The sequence below is a fragment of the Cytobacillus gottheilii genome, assembly GCF_018582665.1.
In the GTDB taxonomy this organism is placed as follows: domain Bacteria; phylum Bacillota; class Bacilli; order Bacillales; family Cytobacillaceae; genus Cytobacillus; species Cytobacillus gottheilii.
Genome location: NZ_CP071709.1, coordinates 4,297,272 through 4,313,520 on the forward strand (window position 1 = coordinate 4,297,272; position 16,249 = coordinate 4,313,520).

At 41.4% G+C, this 16,249-nt stretch carries 18 protein-coding genes and 1 riboswitch; of the genes, 4 read left to right on the plus strand and 14 right to left on the minus strand.

What is annotated here, in order from left to right:
* Positions 1–298: 298 nt before the first annotated feature.
* Together lipL and pta are read right to left on the minus strand one after the other, a co-directional pair.
* Positions 299–1,144, minus strand: a complete 846-nt coding sequence (gene lipL / locus J1899_RS21175; RefSeq protein ID WP_066442249.1) for an octanoyl-[GcvH]:protein N-octanoyltransferase — start codon at positions 1,142–1,144, stop codon at positions 299–301.
* Positions 1,145–1,562: 418 nt separating this feature from the next.
* Positions 1,563–2,540 carry a phosphate acetyltransferase gene (pta, locus tag J1899_RS21180; protein WP_066442247.1) on the minus strand — a complete coding sequence of 326 codons (978 nt, stop codon included), beginning with the start codon at positions 2,538–2,540 and terminating at the stop codon, positions 1,563–1,565.
* 351 nt (positions 2,541–2,891) lie between these two features.
* Between pta and hemQ the strand changes: the two genes are divergently transcribed.
* The 3 genes from hemQ to gerQ all read left to right on the plus strand — a co-directional run bounded on the left by hemQ (position 2,892) and on the right by gerQ (position 4,773).
* Complete coding sequence (gene hemQ, locus J1899_RS21185; protein ID WP_066442245.1) at positions 2,892–3,638, plus strand: hydrogen peroxide-dependent heme synthase; 747 nt, start codon at positions 2,892–2,894, stop codon at positions 3,636–3,638.
* A gap of 187 nt (positions 3,639–3,825) precedes the next feature.
* Positions 3,826–4,248, plus strand: coding sequence for a cell wall hydrolase (locus J1899_RS21190; protein WP_066442242.1), 423 nt, complete (start codon positions 3,826–3,828; stop codon positions 4,246–4,248).
* A gap of 39 nt (positions 4,249–4,287) precedes the next feature.
* A complete protein-coding gene (gerQ, locus tag J1899_RS21195) occupies positions 4,288–4,773 on the plus strand; it encodes a spore coat protein GerQ (protein ID WP_066442240.1) in 486 nt (161 codons plus the stop codon).
* A gap of 58 nt (positions 4,774–4,831) precedes the next feature.
* Here the strand turns inward: gerQ and J1899_RS21200 are convergent, their stop codons facing one another.
* The 5 genes from J1899_RS21200 to J1899_RS21220 form a co-directional block, all read right to left on the minus strand.
* Positions 4,832–5,785: an ABC transporter substrate-binding protein gene (locus J1899_RS21200; RefSeq protein ID WP_066442238.1), complete on the minus strand. Its 954-nt coding sequence runs from the start codon at positions 5,783–5,785 to the stop codon at positions 4,832–4,834.
* 10 nt (positions 5,786–5,795) lie between these two features.
* On the minus strand, positions 5,796–6,323 hold the full coding sequence (locus J1899_RS21205) for a hypothetical protein (RefSeq protein WP_066442233.1): 528 nt from the start codon (positions 6,321–6,323) through the stop codon (positions 5,796–5,798).
* Positions 6,324–6,540: 217 nt separating this feature from the next.
* Positions 6,541–6,729: riboswitch (cobalamin riboswitch) on the minus strand.
* 64 nt (positions 6,730–6,793) lie between these two features.
* On the minus strand, positions 6,794–7,165 hold the full coding sequence (locus J1899_RS21210) for a DUF423 domain-containing protein (RefSeq protein WP_066442228.1): 372 nt from the start codon (positions 7,163–7,165) through the stop codon (positions 6,794–6,796).
* A gap of 145 nt (positions 7,166–7,310) precedes the next feature.
* Positions 7,311–7,619 carry a YwdI family protein gene (locus J1899_RS21215; protein WP_066442226.1) on the minus strand — a complete coding sequence of 103 codons (309 nt, stop codon included), beginning with the start codon at positions 7,617–7,619 and terminating at the stop codon, positions 7,311–7,313.
* Between the two features lie 264 nt (positions 7,620–7,883).
* Entirely contained in the window at positions 7,884–8,561 is a 678-nt protein-coding gene (locus J1899_RS21220) for a uracil-DNA glycosylase (RefSeq protein ID WP_214476547.1), read from the minus strand.
* Positions 8,562–8,722: 161 nt separating this feature from the next.
* On the opposite strand from J1899_RS21220, the gene J1899_RS21225 reads away from it, so the two are divergent.
* Positions 8,723–9,055, plus strand: a complete 333-nt coding sequence (locus J1899_RS21225) for a YflT domain-containing protein (RefSeq protein WP_066442223.1) — start codon at positions 8,723–8,725, stop codon at positions 9,053–9,055.
* A gap of 50 nt (positions 9,056–9,105) precedes the next feature.
* On the opposite strand, the gene J1899_RS21230 is transcribed toward J1899_RS21225, so the two are convergent.
* The 7 genes from J1899_RS21230 to J1899_RS21260 form a co-directional block, all read right to left on the minus strand.
* The gene (locus J1899_RS21230; RefSeq protein WP_214476549.1) at positions 9,106–9,654 is read right to left on the minus strand and encodes a chromate transporter; all 549 of its coding nucleotides are present in this window, start codon (positions 9,652–9,654) and stop codon (positions 9,106–9,108) included.
* On the minus strand, positions 9,651–10,184 hold the full coding sequence (locus J1899_RS21235) for a chromate transporter (protein WP_066451281.1): 534 nt from the start codon (positions 10,182–10,184) through the stop codon (positions 9,651–9,653). The genes J1899_RS21230 and J1899_RS21235 overlap by 4 nt, the downstream gene beginning before the upstream one ends.
* A gap of 74 nt (positions 10,185–10,258) precedes the next feature.
* On the minus strand, positions 10,259–11,866 hold the full coding sequence (locus J1899_RS21240) for a gamma-glutamyltransferase family protein (protein ID WP_214476550.1): 1,608 nt from the start codon (positions 11,864–11,866) through the stop codon (positions 10,259–10,261).
* A gap of 688 nt (positions 11,867–12,554) precedes the next feature.
* On the minus strand, positions 12,555–13,574 hold the full coding sequence (locus J1899_RS21245; RefSeq protein WP_214476552.1) for a MoeB/ThiF family adenylyltransferase: 1,020 nt from the start codon (positions 13,572–13,574) through the stop codon (positions 12,555–12,557).
* 6 nt (positions 13,575–13,580) lie between these two features.
* A complete protein-coding gene (moaD, locus tag J1899_RS21250) occupies positions 13,581–13,814 on the minus strand; it encodes a molybdopterin converting factor subunit 1 (protein WP_066442215.1) in 234 nt (77 codons plus the stop codon).
* The gene (locus J1899_RS21255; protein WP_066442213.1) at positions 13,807–14,271 is read right to left on the minus strand and encodes a molybdenum cofactor biosynthesis protein MoaE; all 465 of its coding nucleotides are present in this window, start codon (positions 14,269–14,271) and stop codon (positions 13,807–13,809) included. The genes moaD and J1899_RS21255 overlap by 8 nt, the downstream gene beginning before the upstream one ends.
* A gap of 32 nt (positions 14,272–14,303) precedes the next feature.
* Positions 14,304–16,217, minus strand: a complete 1,914-nt coding sequence (locus J1899_RS21260) for a molybdopterin biosynthesis protein (protein ID WP_214476554.1) — start codon at positions 16,215–16,217, stop codon at positions 14,304–14,306.
* Positions 16,218–16,249: the final 32 nt, after the last annotated feature.

Below are 16,249 nucleotides of genomic sequence, written 5' to 3' on the forward strand. Positions count from 1 at the left end.
TCGAAAAGTGGAGGGCGCTTGCTCAGGGGCGACAAGCATAAGGCAAGCCGGCCGGAAGGTTGTTCTTTAACCTTCTGGGTGGATTGACTTATGACCTCGAGCCCCTAGCGCCCGGAACTAGACATCAAGAAAAGCGGAGGCGGCTCGTTCAGCCCCGACAAGCATAAGACGAGCTGGCAAAATATTTGTTGACTGCATCAAATTTTATATAAATAGATAGCCTTAATGGAGAAGTTGGCAGCAGCACCAATTAAAGAGCCGTGAGCAGGTTTGCTCACGGCTTTTGAATGGTCAGATATTAAATAATGTCTGCCATAATCTTGGCGTTTCGTTCAACGACTCTTTTTAAGTAGCCTTCATATAACGCCGTTTCCTCAGGAGACATTCCTGCTGAATACAGATGCTCGCTTCTGTTTTTAATAGCATTTAGAATGCGGAACATTAGATCGTTAACTGTCAGCTCTTTATTTAGCAGCTCTGAAAGGGAAGCCATAACACCCGGTTCAATGTCCGGATATACGAGCTTTGTGACAGCATCCTTTTTTGCTCTTCCATAAAACTCTTTAATTAGTGCGGCACGTTCGCTTCCGCTTTTGTTTACGCAAAGATAGATTTGAACGGCAATGCCTCCCCGCAGCCTGCGCTGAGATATCCCGGCAAATTTCTTGCCGTCAATACTCAAATCATAGCTGCCAGGGCAATAAGAGCCAACAATTTCCCGCGCTTCTATCTCTTTATGAAAATCAGAAAACATTTCCTTAATAAGCTGCCACATGGCTTCATATCCGCGATTGATGTCAATGCTTTTTTCATGCTCGGAAAATAGCAATGATAGATTCAATACACCTTCATCCAAAACAACAGCAAGACCGCCCGAATTCCGGACAATTACGTCATAGCCTTGATCCTTTAAAAATGCCACTCCCTCTTTTAAGTAAGGCAGCTTTGTATCCTGAATGCCAAGAACGACTGTATTCCCGTGCACCCAGCTCCTCGCTGTCGGAGGTGATATTCCAGCGCCAATGGAAGCGCATAAGCTATCATCCATTCCAAAAGAATGCAAGGCACTCAAGTGAAGTCCTGTTACGGATTCATCGATAATTCTCCATTGCTTTTGCTGCAATAAATCTTGAACAGCACTCATATTATAAATCCCCTTTTCGGAAAAACATTTCTAGTAAACAAGAGTATTATAGCAAGAATGAAGCCAATAGTGAAAGACTGTACAAAGGGAATGCTAAGAGGGAAATGCAGGGTGAATACCTTTTTCAGGCACATTTTCAGGCACAAAAAGTAGAATGGGGTCACAGCCTTGGGTCCATTTTAATCAAAACGAGCCATTTTACGGTTCGGATTGTCCTAATATAAGAAAAACCAACTCTAAAATACACAAGAATTAAGGATATCACCCGTGCAGAAAATTTATCCGCCGTAAAAGCCAACTTATCCGCCATTAAATTTTTTCCGCCAAACTCAAACAAACTCTAACTTCCCCGCCCAACCTCATGCTTCACCCCCATAAAAAAATGGCCAGACCCAATCGGGCCTGGCCAGAATCCATTTTATTGATTTAAAGCCTGTGCTGCTGTAATTAGGGCAAGTTTATATACGTCTTCTGCATTACAGCCGCGAGAAAGGTCATTCACTGGACGGTTCAATCCTTGTAAAATTGGACCAACCGCTTCAAAGTTGCCTAAACGCTGAGCAATTTTGTAGCCAATGTTTCCTGCTTCAAGACTTGGGAATACAAATACATTCGCATCACCCTGCAGCGGAGAGTTTGGTGCTTTCTTTTCAGCAACAGATGGAACAAATGCTGCGTCAAATTGAAATTCTCCGTCTAAGATTAATAGAGGATCGCGTTTTTGTGCTTCTTGAACAGCAGCTGCAACCTTTTCTGTTTCAGGAGATTTTGCAGAACCTTTTGTTGAGAAGCTTAACATCGCAACGCGTGGTTCAATATCAAACATTTTTGCCGTTTTTGCACTTTCAATCGCGATCTCAGCAAGGTCATTGCTGTCTGGTGCGATATTGATGGCACAATCCGCGAATACATATTTTTCTTCATCGCGTACCATGATGAATACGCCAGACGTTTTGCCTACGCCTTCTTTTGTTTTAATGATTTGCAATGCCGGTCTTACCGTATCAGCTGTTGAATGAGCTGCTCCGCTGACAAGACCGTCTGCTTTATTCAAGTATACAAGCATAGTTCCGAAGTAATTCTCATCCAGAAGGATTTTGCGTGCATCCTCTTCTGTTGCTTTTCCTTTACGTCTTTCAACAAATGCAGCTACAAGCTCATCCATCATCGCAAAGTTGTTTGGATCATAGATTTCAGCTGATTCTAAAGAAACATTTAAATCTTTCGCTTTTGCTTCAATTTCTGAAATGTTTCCGATTAAGATCGGTGTTATAGACTTCTCTGCAGCAAGACGGCCTGCTGCTGTTAAAATTCTTTCGTCAAGTCCTTCAGGAAAGACAATCTTTAAATTGTTACCTGTTACTTTTTCTTTTAACCCTGAGAATAAGTCACTCATATTATTCAATTCCTCCAAGCAATTAAAATTTATGTATATACCCTAAACACAAATCGAAATGATCTACATTTTCTAGCATACCCCACACATAATAAATTTCAAGGATTTCACAATTTTGTTATCGCTTTCACATGAAATGTCTTTCTTTTCTGTCATCTATTGTTCACAATACCCGTTTCTTACGTTAATATTTCATTTCTTTGTTGAAAATATCCATTAAATTATCGCAGTCTCTTTTCTCTTTTTTAAGATCCATTATCAAAGTGCTTTCTTCAAGTTTTATTCACATGGTATATGGCCAAACTATGTTATAGTTATTTTGTGATAAGTACATATATAGGAGTGATTTTCATGAGTGAAGCAGCCAAGACACTAGACGGCTGGTATGTGTTGCATGATTTTCGTACTGTGGACTGGACTACTTGGAAGATGCTTTCAAGCGAAGAGCGCCAGGAAGCCATCCATGAATTTTTGTCGTTAGTGGAAAAATGGAATAAGACGCAGGCAGAGAAAAAAGGAAGCCATGCGTTATATACGGTTGTTGGTCAAAAAGCAGACTTTATGATGATGCTTCTTCGTCCTACAATGGAAGAACTGAATGAACTTGAAACTGAATTCAATAAAACAAAGTTTGCGGAATTTACAATGCCTGCTCACTCTTATGTTTCAGTAGTAGAGCTGAGCAATTATCTGCCATCTGATCAGGATCCTTATCAAAGCCCTGAAATCCTGGCACGCTTGTATCCTATTCTTCCAAAGGCAAAATATGTTTGCTTTTACCCAATGGACAAGCGCCGCCAAGGAGAAGATAACTGGTACATGCTTCCGATGGAAGATCGTCGCAGCATGATGAGAAGCCACGGCATGATTGGCCGTCAATATGCAGGAAAAGTAAAACAAATCATTTCCGGTTCTGTAGGTTTTGATGATTACGAATGGGGCGTTACCTTATTCTCAGATGATGTCCTTCAATTTAAGAAACTTGTTTATGAAATGAGATTTGATGAAGTAAGTGCCCGCTATGGCGAATTTGGTTCTTTCTTTGTTGGCAATCTGCTTGAAGAAGACAAGGTCAGCCACTTTTTACATGTAAATTAAGCTAAATTAAACTCCCCAGGCAAAAAGCCTGGGGAGTTTTTTATCTTCATTACATTTCGCATTATGATTTTGTAGGCATAAAAAAACAAGCTCCATCATAGGAATGAAATAGTGAGTTGATTTATTTTGATAGCCCAAGTTTTATATTTCACCAATCAGCCAGAAAACCATCTTAGGGGGTGAATGGATGGGTGTTATCGCGTACAACGAAGATGATGTCAGACTGTTGGCAAGATTGATGAGAGCAGAAGCAGAGGGAGATGGAAATCTTGGCATGCTGATGGTTGGCAATGTTGGCGTGAACCGGGTGCGGGCAGACTGCCTTGATTTTCGTGATATCCGATCTATTAGGCAAATGGTTTTTCAAAATCCAGGCGGCTTTGAAGCAACTCAAAAAGGTTATTTTTATCAGAGAGCCAGACAGGGCGAAATTGATCTAGCCCGAAGAACCATTAAAGGGGAGCGAAGCCATCCTGCCAGTAATTCTTTATGGTTTTTCCGTCCTGCAGGTAATTGCCCGGCTCAGTGGTATAACCAATGGAATTCCGGCCGGTTTAAGGCACATTGCTTTTATCAGCCGACGCAGCAGGATTGTCCAACTGTTTTTTAGCATGTTGAAATTATAGGAATCATTAGGAGGGGAAAAGAAGTGAGTCAATCGAATTTTAATCAATATCCTTATTATGGTTACCAGCAGCAGCAACAACAGCCTTACACAGCAGCACCGAAAGCAAATGCTTATCCTGTTCAGCAGCCTGTTGCCTATCCGCCGCAAATCCCTACTGGAGCTATGCTTCCGGCCACTGGCGGTCAAGCGCCAACTCAAGCGCCGCAAGTTCCTGGCATGCTGCCAATTGAGCAATCGTATATTGAGAACATTCTTCGCTTAAATAAAGGAAAGCTGGCAACAGTTTACGCTACATTTGAGAACAATACAGAATGGAATGCGCGCGTTTTTAAAGGTCTAATTGAAGCAGCTGGAAGAGATCATCTCATCTTGAGTGATCCGGAAACTGGTTTACGATACTTAATCCCAATGATCTACTTAGATTATGTAACATTTGATGAAGAAATTGAGTATGATTATCCAGCATTCGGCGGCGTGCAGGGGTTAACTCAATATACACCTAGATAAAAATACATCCATACAAAAAGCGTGAAAGGATCTTCTTTCACGCTTTTCTCATGGACGATTATTGAAAAACTTCAGGATATACGGTTTCTGCCACCAATTGCACAGCTTCTCCGATTCGCGGTCCTGGTCTTGATGTAATATCACTGTCAAGCTGGTACACAGCATCGCCAGAAATAGCAGCAATTTGATCCCAGCCTGTACGGCCCTTTACTTCTTCAATTGGATTATCAACATAGTTAACAGTAGTTGCAATCACTTCTGGATTACGGCTGATGATGTCTTCTTCTGATACTTTAATCCATCCTTCTTGATCTCCAAACACATTACCAACATGTGCAGCCTTTAGAATTTCCTGCTGGAATGTATTGCTTCCTGTTGTATAAATGTCTGGGGCAGGACTAATTTCTAAATAAAGCTGTTTTTCCTCTTCCACTCCTGCCAGCTTTTCACCAACTGAAGCGATTTGGTCCTGAATGCTTTGAACAAGCTCTTCGCCTTTCTCCCCTACACCCATTACATCAGCGATTTGCTGAATATCACCATATACGTCTTCAAATGTTAAAGCAGACTGAATGACAAAAACAGGGATACCGGAATCAATAATCGGCTGCAGCTGTTCTTCCGCACCAACTGTATAAGCGATCACAACATCAGGGTTCAGCTCAATGACCTTTTCAGCATTAACCGTCATCGAATCGGAAACCTTTTCGATTTCCTGAACTTCTTCAGGATAATTATCTACATCTGTTACACCGACGACTTTTTCTCCGGCATCTAAAGCAAAAAGAATTTCTGTATTACTTGGTTGCAGTGAAACAACGGTTTCTGGCACTTCTTCAAACGTTACTTCTGTTCCCATATCATCTGTTACAGTATAAGCAGCAGATTCTTCTTCCTGCGGCTGTTCTGTTTGATCATTATTTTCCGTGTTTTCTTCTGCTGTGTTACACGCAGCTAAGAAAAGAACCAGCATGAAGGATGCGAACCATCCTGCGAATTTTTTGTTTTTCATTTTTATTCTCCTATCTGACTTTATATGATTTGCTTGTAAATTTTATTTCTTGTACGCCGCTCATCTTATTTACATACACTGCCATCACAAATAACACATTGGCCAGCAAATGCGTATAATCAAACAAGATTTCTGGCACATTTCTTTCCAGGCTGACTTTATGTAAGGCTCGAACTGATTTCTTTGCTTCACTCCGGCAAACATGTAAAACACATGCTGCTTGCGTTCCTTGAGGAAGGAGAAAAGTTTTAATCTCTTCTTTCACTTCCTCTACGTATTCATCATAAAGACTGCTGAGTGCCTGTACATCTTCCTCTGAAATCGCCAGTTTTCCGCGAACTGAACCATTCAGATGATACGCCATCGGCAGCAGTCCCATCAAATCCTGATGGACTTTTGGAATATCTGCAGTTAAAGAAGCAGCTTCCCCAATTCTTGTTGTCATTGAATCTGTGCGAATTTCATAATCAACCGTAGAAGCTGCTTCACGCATAAACGGATAGCATAAAAAGCGATTATCTTTTCTCTCCATTTTCATCCACCTCCCTTTTTTTAAACATGCAAATGCTTTCGATGCTACTGGGCAGACTGGCTTTTAATTTTAGCCAAGACATCCAGCCTAAAAAAAGTGAATGATCTTTTACTCCATATAAAGAAGCCGCCCAAAAAATTGGCCGGCTATTTATCCATATTTGATTACACACCAAATACAATCAAACTAAAACACCGTACAATTCTCTTAACTTCCGAAGAGTAAAATACTTGCAGAACTGGCAGATATCCTGGCTTGTGCTTCATCCTAGTTTAAGACCTTCCCATTTGTGAAAAACAAACAGTGGTTTTCTTCTTATTTCGTCAGCACTTACAGTTGCGGAGACAGCTTCGGTTTTGCACCGAATTCCCTATTAAGCTGATTGCTCAGCACCAATTCCTTCGTTTCTATTCACTTACAATCAGTTTACCATATTTCAAACAGCACATATGGTTTCTTTCAGAAAGACTCTACCATTATAAATATTTCACTGCTGCAATAATCAGCAATACCCATGCAGCTAAAAAGGACAAACCGCCAAGCGGGGTAATCGCTCCAAGCACACTAATTTTCGTGAGTGTTAACACGTATAAGCTTCCCGAGAATAATATTATTCCGCCAACCATCAGCCATCCCGCAGTTGATAAAAGAGAACTTGCCGGCAATTTCCCAAGCAATACTCCAATAATAAGCAGTCCAGTAGCATGGAACATTTGATAGGTAACACCTGTCTTCCATGTTTCCAAATATTTAGGCTCTACTCTGCCTTCTAAACCATGCGCACCAAATGCACCTAGAGCAACAGATAAAAAGGCATTCACTGCTCCAAGAATAATAAACAATTTCATCCCAATTCCCCATTTCGTTTCTATATGATTAAAGCTCCTATACATATTAAAGAGATTTACTGATTGGCAGCCTGTCAGGCGTAGCCAAAGGCTTCTCAGCACTTATACTTTATTCTTAATTAGCTGCTGCGCCTTTTTTGAGTTATTAAAAATCAAACAGTGAATCTCCGTTTGCTTCATCTTCCATCTCTAAGCGTTTTGCCGGCTGAATGGCTGGCGCAGGATTCTGCGGCAGGATCTGGGGCATTGGCTGTGGCTGTGATACTGGCACTGAATAAGAAACAGGCATAGAACTTAGCTGCTGTGTTTTTTCTCCGCCATTTTCTAGAATCAGCTCACAAATTGATTTTATAGCATGTACTCTTTCTCTTACTAAAGAGCTTTGAGAAAGACCCTTTGCTTCCTTTAGTTCTTTTTCCATTTTCCCTAAAAGCTGCTGAATAGATATACTCAAGTTTTTCACCTCTGATCATCATTAATATAAATTTTATCAATTTTTCTTTTCAAAACGCAAACATCGCTGTCCTGAAGCTCTATATACGTCAAGCGAAGGCAGGCGGCTCGTCTTAAATTCAAAAGCCCTGCAGCCTTTTGGATAGCGCTGATCCCAAGTAATATAGAAGAATTTACACTTAAAACAATCTACTCTCTTGTTGTCCATCCTGCTTTCAGCCTTTCGCAAATTTTGTCTGTTTCACATGAAACATACGAGATTTTGTCAAATGTCGTTTATTTTCCAGTCGATTTCCTGTTGTCCTTGTGCTCTTAAAAAGGCATTCACCTTCGAGAAAGGCCTGCTTCCAAAAAAGCCTCTTCTTGCCGAGAGCGGACTTGGATGTGGAGACGTAATTACTTGATGTTTTTCCAGATTTAACAGTTTCATCTTCTCTTGAGCTGGCTTGCCCCAAAGAATAAAGATAACGGGTTCTTCCCGCTCATTCAACTTTTTAATGATCTCATCGGTAAATTGCTCCCATCCTTTTCCGCGATGAGAATAAGCTTCTCCTTCCCTAACAGTTAACACGGTATTTAACATTAATACACCTTGCTTTGCCCATTTGACTAGGTACCCATTATTTGCGGGCGGGATGCCTAAGTCATTCTCGAGCTCTTTGTACATATTCCGTAGAGATGGGGGAATTTTCACCCTAGGCTTTACCGAAAAGCTCAATCCATGAGCCTGCCCTGCTCCATGGTATGGGTCCTGACCTAATAAAACTACTTTCGTTTCGGCATAATCTGTATCATGTAAACTATTAAAAATATCCTGTTTAGGAGGATATACAGTTTCCTTTTCATATTCTTTCTCAATAAACTCAATCAGCTGCTGAAAATATGGCTTTTCCATCTCTTTTTTCAAGATCTCCTGCCAGTCATTATGCAATAACATGCACATCTCTCCTCCTCTCTCATTCTAGTTATTACGTTCCCTTCATTCATCTAGTATAAAGCAGAAATAAAAATAATAGGTTTTAAAATTTTCATAGCGGATAAATATATACTAGCAGGGACAAGCTCCCGACTATCATAAAAATAATTGAATGGAAGGTGCTAAATATGTATAAAGTTGAAGTTGTAGAAAATGGTGTGCAAGCTACAAACACAATCGATATGTTAAATAACCAAGGTTATTCAAAAGAGCATATTTATATTTTCGCTCACGACAAAGATCGTTCTGAGAATCTAACAGATGCAACAGATACTGGCTCTGTCGGCATGAAGGAGCAAGGATTATTTGATTCTGTTGGTAATGTCTTTAAAAAGCGCGGAGATGAGCTTCGCACAAAATTTGAATCACTTGGTCTAACAACTACTGAAGCTGAGCAATATGAAGAAGTTCTAGACCAAGGCAAATTAGTCATTGTAGGATCTGACTCTGCGGAGAAATAAAATTCACATATTAAAGCCCGAATCTGCTGATTCGGGCTTTTGTCTGTTCGTTAGTGAATACCGTATTGAATAATCCCAGTGACCGCTCCTACTGCAAGAGCAATCAAGATGACTAGAGCCGGATGCAATTTCACTTTCTCCATTAAGATATAACTGCCCACCACAAGGATCAATGTATAAAGCGTTCCCGTACTAACAATAGAATCCTTAACAAACTGATACGTCAGCACACCAAGCAAAATGGCGATAACAGGTCTGACATTGTTCGAAATGTTTTTCACCTGCGGGGTATCTTTATATTTTAATAGAATTGCCATTAATAAGAGCATTAGCAGAATAGATGGTGCTACTGTGGCAAATAGCGCAACTAAACTGCCGATGATCCCGCCTTCAGTGTACCCAATATAGGCTGCCATTTTTGTTGCAATTGGTCCAGGCAGAGCGTTCCCAGCTGCAAGCACTTCACTGAACTCTCTTGAGGTCATCCAGCCATATTGGCCAACCACCTCATTTTCTACAAGCGGAATGCTAGATGGTCCCCCGCCATAGCCAAGGATACCAGGAATAAAAAAGGCCAAAAAAAGCTGCCAATAAATCATGAGGTGCCCTCCTCCCTTTTACGTTCCGGGATAAAAGCAATCAGAATCATCAGGACAATTAAAATGCCCGGATGAATATTTAAAAATTCCATAATGACAAGAGATCCTGCCAAAAACGCAATGGCCTTCTTCCATCCGAGGGAACTGCCGGATTTTTTGATAAAGTCCCAAGTCATGACGGCTAGCATCACTGCAACAACCGGTACAACGGATGCGGACATATGCTGTACCCAAGGTATATCTTTAAAAGCCTGCAGGAGCTGAAGCAGAAAAATCATCATTAGAGCAGTCGGTGCAACGGTTGCCAGCAGGGCAATAATACCGCCTAGGATACCGCCTACGCGATAGCCAATATAACCTGCCATCTTCGTAGCGATTGGTCCTGGCATTGTGTTGGCAAGAGCAAGTGTATCACTGAACTCTTCTTCATCCATCCACTTATATTTTTTGACCACTTCTTGGTGTACTAGCGGAATAGCGGACGGGCCTCCGCCAAAGCCGAGTATGCCGGACCGAAAGAATGCAATCATTAAATGCAGATGTGTTTTGCTGTTTTTGCCTGGACTCGGCAGTGGAGCTTCAGGCTGTGTGTTTACAACTGGATTTACCAAGCTGCGATCGATCCATCTGTTCGTGATTCTGTTCCGCCCATTAGTACACCCGTTTGCTCATTCCGCCAAATGATTTGTCCGCGCCCAAAACTTCCTCCATCTGCTGTTACATGGATCTGATGACCTTTTCGAGCCAGTGCCTGCACCAGATAATTTGGAAACTCGGGTTCTACATGCACTGATTTGCCTTTCATCCATTGCCACCTTGGCATGTCTAATGCTGCTTGTGGATTCAGCAAATAATCAACCGTATTTGTTACGACTTGAAAATGACCCTGCGGCTGCATATAGCCGCCCATAACACCAAATGGCCCCACTGCTTTTCCGTCTTTTGTTAAGAAGCCCGGGATAATTGTATGATAGGTTCTTTTGCCGGGCTGAAGAACATTCGGATGATCGCTTTCGAGCGAAAAGTCATGACCGCGATTCTGCAGGCTTATCCCTGTTCCAGGAATGACAATCCCTGATCCAAAGCCCATATAATTACTTTGAATATAAGAGATCATATTGCCTTCTTCATCCGCTGCAGCCAGATAAACGGTTCCTCCCTTTGGAAGCTCATAAGGCTTTGGATCGGATGCTTCTTCGCCAATTACCCTGCTTCTATCTTTTGCGTACGCCTCTGATAATAGCTCTTCCGCTGAAATCGGCATATGTTCCGGTTCCGTTATAAATGCCTGACCATCTGTAAAAGCCAGCTTCATTGCCTCAATTTGCTCGTGCAGAGTTTCGGCATTTTGCCATAAAGGACCTGGAGATTTCTGCGCATATACATTCAACGCCATTAAAGCCACCATTCCCTGGCCATTCGGCGGAATTTCCCAGACATCATATCCTCTATAATTTGCAGATATAGGCTTAACCCATTCCGGTTTATATGCAGCAAGGTCTTCTTTTGTTAAAAATCCATTATGTTTTTTCATAAAATCATCGATCTGATCCGCTAAGTCCCCTTCATAAAAGGACCTTGCCTTTGTTTCTCCGATCGATTTTAAAGTTGATGCATGCCCCTTAGAGCTCCACATTTCGCCAATTTCCGGTGCTCTGCCATTCGGCGCAAACGTTTCAAACCATGAGGCATATTCTTCAGCGGTAAAATCCTTTTTAAAACGGTTATAAGCCATTTTCCAATACTTCCCTAAGATTGGTGTGAGCGGATATCCTTCTTCCGCATATCGAATGGCAGGCTTTAATGCTTCTGCAAGAGAAAGCTTTCCGAATCGCTCTGATAAAGCTGCCCAAGCAGCAGGTACACCAGGTACTGTCACAGGAACAGTCCCGAATACAGGCATTTTTTCATGGCCAAGCTCTTTCACTTTTTCTGCTGATATGGATTGTGGAGCGGGACCTGAAGCATTTAATCCATGAAGCTCATCTTTTACCCAAACAAGAGCAAATGCGTCACCGCCAATTCCGTTCGATGTTGGCTCAACAACTGTTAAAGCGGCAGCTGTGGCAATCGCTGCATCAATGGCATTGCCTCCTTTCTGCAGAATTTCAAGTCCTGCTTGAGCAGCAAGGGGCTGGGATGTAGCTACCATTCCTTTTTTAGAAAAAACTGTATTTCTTTTTGATGGAAATGGGTGATTTAAATAATCCATATTAATTCCTCCTCGGCACTATCTATTAATCCAAACCAAAACATTATAACAATTGTTAATCATTTTTTTATTTTTCATTACCAAATGATTATGAGATATAAAATGATTATAAAACATAAATATTCAGAAATCTATATTTTTTTCTGATTTTAAAATAAGAAACCGAAAGACTTATTTTAAATGGAATGACTCTTTCTTGCAGAGCAATTCTGAAAAAACAAAGCTTTTTTCCAATCGCTACATAAAGTCAACTCCTTTTTCCATTAAAAGCTTCAAATTTCTTGACCCGCTTTAATAATATAACCCCTCGCCCCTCTCTACTTTCCTCCCTATAAGATCACTAGTTTAACCCTAAGTAAAAATTTTTCATAAATTCACAGCAGACAACGAACAGACAAAAAGAAAGTTAAATAGTAATTTTTCGATCATTTGTTAATTTAATCAACCATAAATATTTGTTATAAAAAGGAAACAGAAGATGCGAAAAAAGGGGGAAAAGAGAAAAGAATGCAGAATAATAGGGATTGATTTGGAGAATGGACATACATTATAGCTAAGAACGACAGCGTGAAGAGGGGAAGAAGATCAGATCATAACAGTTGCTAAGAGGAAGCAAAAAAAGCGGCATAAAAATAGCTCTAAGCTAAGGGACTGCTTAGAACTATTTATTTCTAGCTATACTAATCGCTTATCCAAGGATACGCTGATATACCGATTTCGCATGAGTAATATCCTTTGTGCCATGAATCAGTGCTCTGCCATCCTGAAAAAGAACCATACGCTGCTCCGCCATTTCAATAGAGAGCAGATAGGGATTTCCTTTAATCTCATAACCTAATGATTTTAGTTGCTTCGAAAGAGTTTCAAGGCTAATGACCGTGTCGTGCGGCGGTCTAATTTGGACTGTATCTCTGCCGCATAGAACAGCGGTTTTGGTTCGATTTTCACTTTGAAGATACGGGTATGTTCGGGTGGTGCCACAAGAGAGGCAGCCCTCATCCTTTGCTTTTGAAATTTTAATATTTGTGTACTGATTGTTCCAAAGGTCGAAGCTGACAAAAGTTTGCCTTATATGCTCCCAATCTTCCACTAAAATTTTCAGAGCTTCAGCAGATTGATGGGCAATGACCATTTGTACAGCCGGACCAATGATTCCACCGGTATCACAAGTCATTCCCTGAAGCGGAATCTTCTTTAGTAGGCAATTTAAGCAAGGTGTTTTTCCAGGAATGATCGTAAGGCTCATGCCATAACTGCTGACACATGCTCCATAAATCCAAGGAACCCCATGCTTTTGAGAAGCATCATTTATGAGCATCCGTGTTTCAAAGTTATCGGTGCAATCGAGGATTAAATCCACTTCCCTGCACAAATCCTCAATCACTTCAGGTGTTGCATCGCCAATAACAGCCTTTATGTTTAGTTCATGGTTGATTTCTAGTAATCTCTTTTTGGCTGCTGCTGCTTTTGGAAGCTTTTCAATGACATCCTGTTCCGTATAAAGCTGCTGCCGCTGGAGATTGCTTTCTTCGACATAATCACGGTCAATGATGGTGAGTTTGCCAACACCTGCTCTTGCAAGCACTTCGGCATTCCCAGATCCAAGCGCTCCAGCACCAATTAGCAAAACGTGCTTTTGGCTGATCATCCTCTGGCCTTCAAACCCAATTGGTGCAAATAGTGTTTGTCGTGAATAGCGATCACTCATAGCAGCTTACCCTCCACTGACAGGCGGAATAAAGGCAATGATATCTCCCTTTTGGATCACTTCATCGTCTTCTGCAAATTCTTCATTAATGGCTGACATTGTACTATCCAGCTTTGTCAGGTTATATTTTTCTGCTATTAGCTCTTTAACATCTGCAACGGTTTTTCCCTCTGCCTGTAATTCAATATATTCAGCACCTGCTTCATCACGCAAGTGAGCAAAAAGCATAATTTTATTCATTTAGATCACTCTCCTCTGGTTTACCTGAAGGATAGGCTACCGTCTCAAGCTGATTGCCAATCCACTCTTCTCCATCCTCCCAATGTTCTTTCTTCCAAATAGGAACGATCTCCTTTATGCGCTCAATGGCATAGCGATTCGCTTCATAAGCATCGTTGCGGTGAGGAGTGGAAACAGCAATGACAACAGCGATATCCGTAATATCAAGTTTTCCGACACGATGAGTAATGGCAACTTCAGCTCCAGCCCATTTGTCTTTTATTTCATTCCCAATCTGCTCGAGTTTTTTCACAGCCATTGGTTCATACGCTTCATAAACTAAGAATAATGTTTTCTTCCCATGTGTCAGCTCTCTGACGGTGCCAATAAAGGTTGTGATGGCACCAGCCTCACGCTGAACAACTTTATCGATCACAGCTTGTGTGTTAATTGGTTCTTTTGAAATTTCAAAGTTCATTGCTGGTCACCTCTTATTAGTCTTTAGACCTTTTAAAAGAATAAAGGTTCAAGTTCTTGCACGAGAGAATAGCCGCCAATTTGTTCAACAGCCTGCTTAAAGTCATCGGATTGAATGACCTTAATAAGTGTCTGTCCCTGTTCACTTTCGAAAAAGCTTTTTGTCATAAGCAGATCGTAATGTTCATCTGCCACTGGGATAAAATCGAGTTTCATCACCTTAGCAGCAGAGTAAATGCCAAGACCAACTCCATCAGGGTTTCCTTTCACCTCTGCAGCAACACTTAAGTGTGAAAACATTTCACGTTCATATCCAGTAATCTGCTGAGGACTAACCCCTTCTTCTCTCATCATCATATCAAAAAGAACTCTTGTGCCTGCACCTTTTTGCCGATTGGCATACTGTGCCTGTTTTTCAACAATATCAAGCAGCGATTGTATGTTAAGCGGGTTGCCTTGTGGCAATAGCCAGCCTTGTTTTCTTCTTAAGAAAGGATATAAGACAACTTCCGTTCCCTGCAAGAATCTTTTTATATAGGAAGTGTTATATTCTTTTGTTTCAGGGTCAAGCAGATGCACTGCAGCTAAATGTGCTTCCCCTTTTTTAATGGCCATCATACCGGCCATGCTGCCTGTATGTGAAGCCTGTATACTGAACGATCGATTTTCTGCTTTTAGTTTTGATGATAAAAGGTCGATTGTCAGATCGTGACTGCCGCTGAACACAATGGCATTTTCAATTTCATGCTTTGGTTTATAAAGTTCTGCTTCCGCGTATTCTCCTTGCTCATACCCTAAAATATCAGGAGGAATGACAAGCAGGCCGTCTGCACGTACAAGCGACATGGTCACTCCAGCAGCTCTTGATAAGGGGTTTGCCACATACTCCCCATTAATATACCCTATACTCACTCGAATAAAATCTTCAGCACCCATTGACCCGACCATTCGCCGGCCAATTTTCACTTTCAGCTTTTGCCGTTCGGGTTCATTTACACCTAAGTACTCACAAATAAGCAGACGCACAAACCATTCTAAGCTTAAATAGGCTGACACAGGGTATCCTGGAATGCCAACAACGATTGTGCTATTCACCTTGCCGATAATGACAGGTTTACCAGGTCTTGTTGCAATTCCATGCGTATACACGGTGCCTATCTCCTGTAAAATATGAACAGTGTAATCCTTTGATCCTGCCGATGATCCAGCATTGATAACTACAATATCTGAGGTATTTGCTGCTTCCAGCAATGCGGCTTTTATTTTCTCCGGATCATCCTTAACGACTGGTGTGAGAAGCGGATCTCCTCCCCACTCTCTTATATAATTGACAAAGGCACTTCCATTAAACTCAATAAGCTGTCCAACTGAAGCAGCATCTTCTGCGGAAACTAGCTCATTGCCAGTGGGAATGACCGTTACAGCTGGTTTTTTAATGACTGGAATGGTTAGAGTTCGAGCGGCAACTAATGCCCCAATATCAACTGGTCTGATTTCATGGCCTTGCGGGAATAGCATTTCCTCTTGTACAATATCCTCCCCAATCGGACGGATATGCTGCCAAGGAGCTGCTGGTTCAATGATTTCCACGCTATCTTCATCCCGCTCTTCTACGTTTTCAATCATGATTACCGCATTAAATGGAGGAGGCACTTCATTTCCAGTATCCACATGAATAAAATCTTCATTTCTCCTTAGCAGCAGCGGGTTTTGTTCATGAGCAGAAAAGGTCTCTTCTGCCACAATCGCTATGCCATCCATCGCTGAAGCATGAAAATGAGGCATCGAGCTCTGTGCAAAAATAGGTTCTGCTGTAATTCGCCCAAGAGCAGACACACTTGGTATCCACTCCACTTTCCTCTTCGGCTGAAAGTTTGCGAGCATTTCATGCCGTGCCTCTTGGCGGGGTTTATTCTCTAAATATATTTTTCGTTTGTATGGTGACATGTTAACACTCCTTAATACCAGGGCGCTTTATC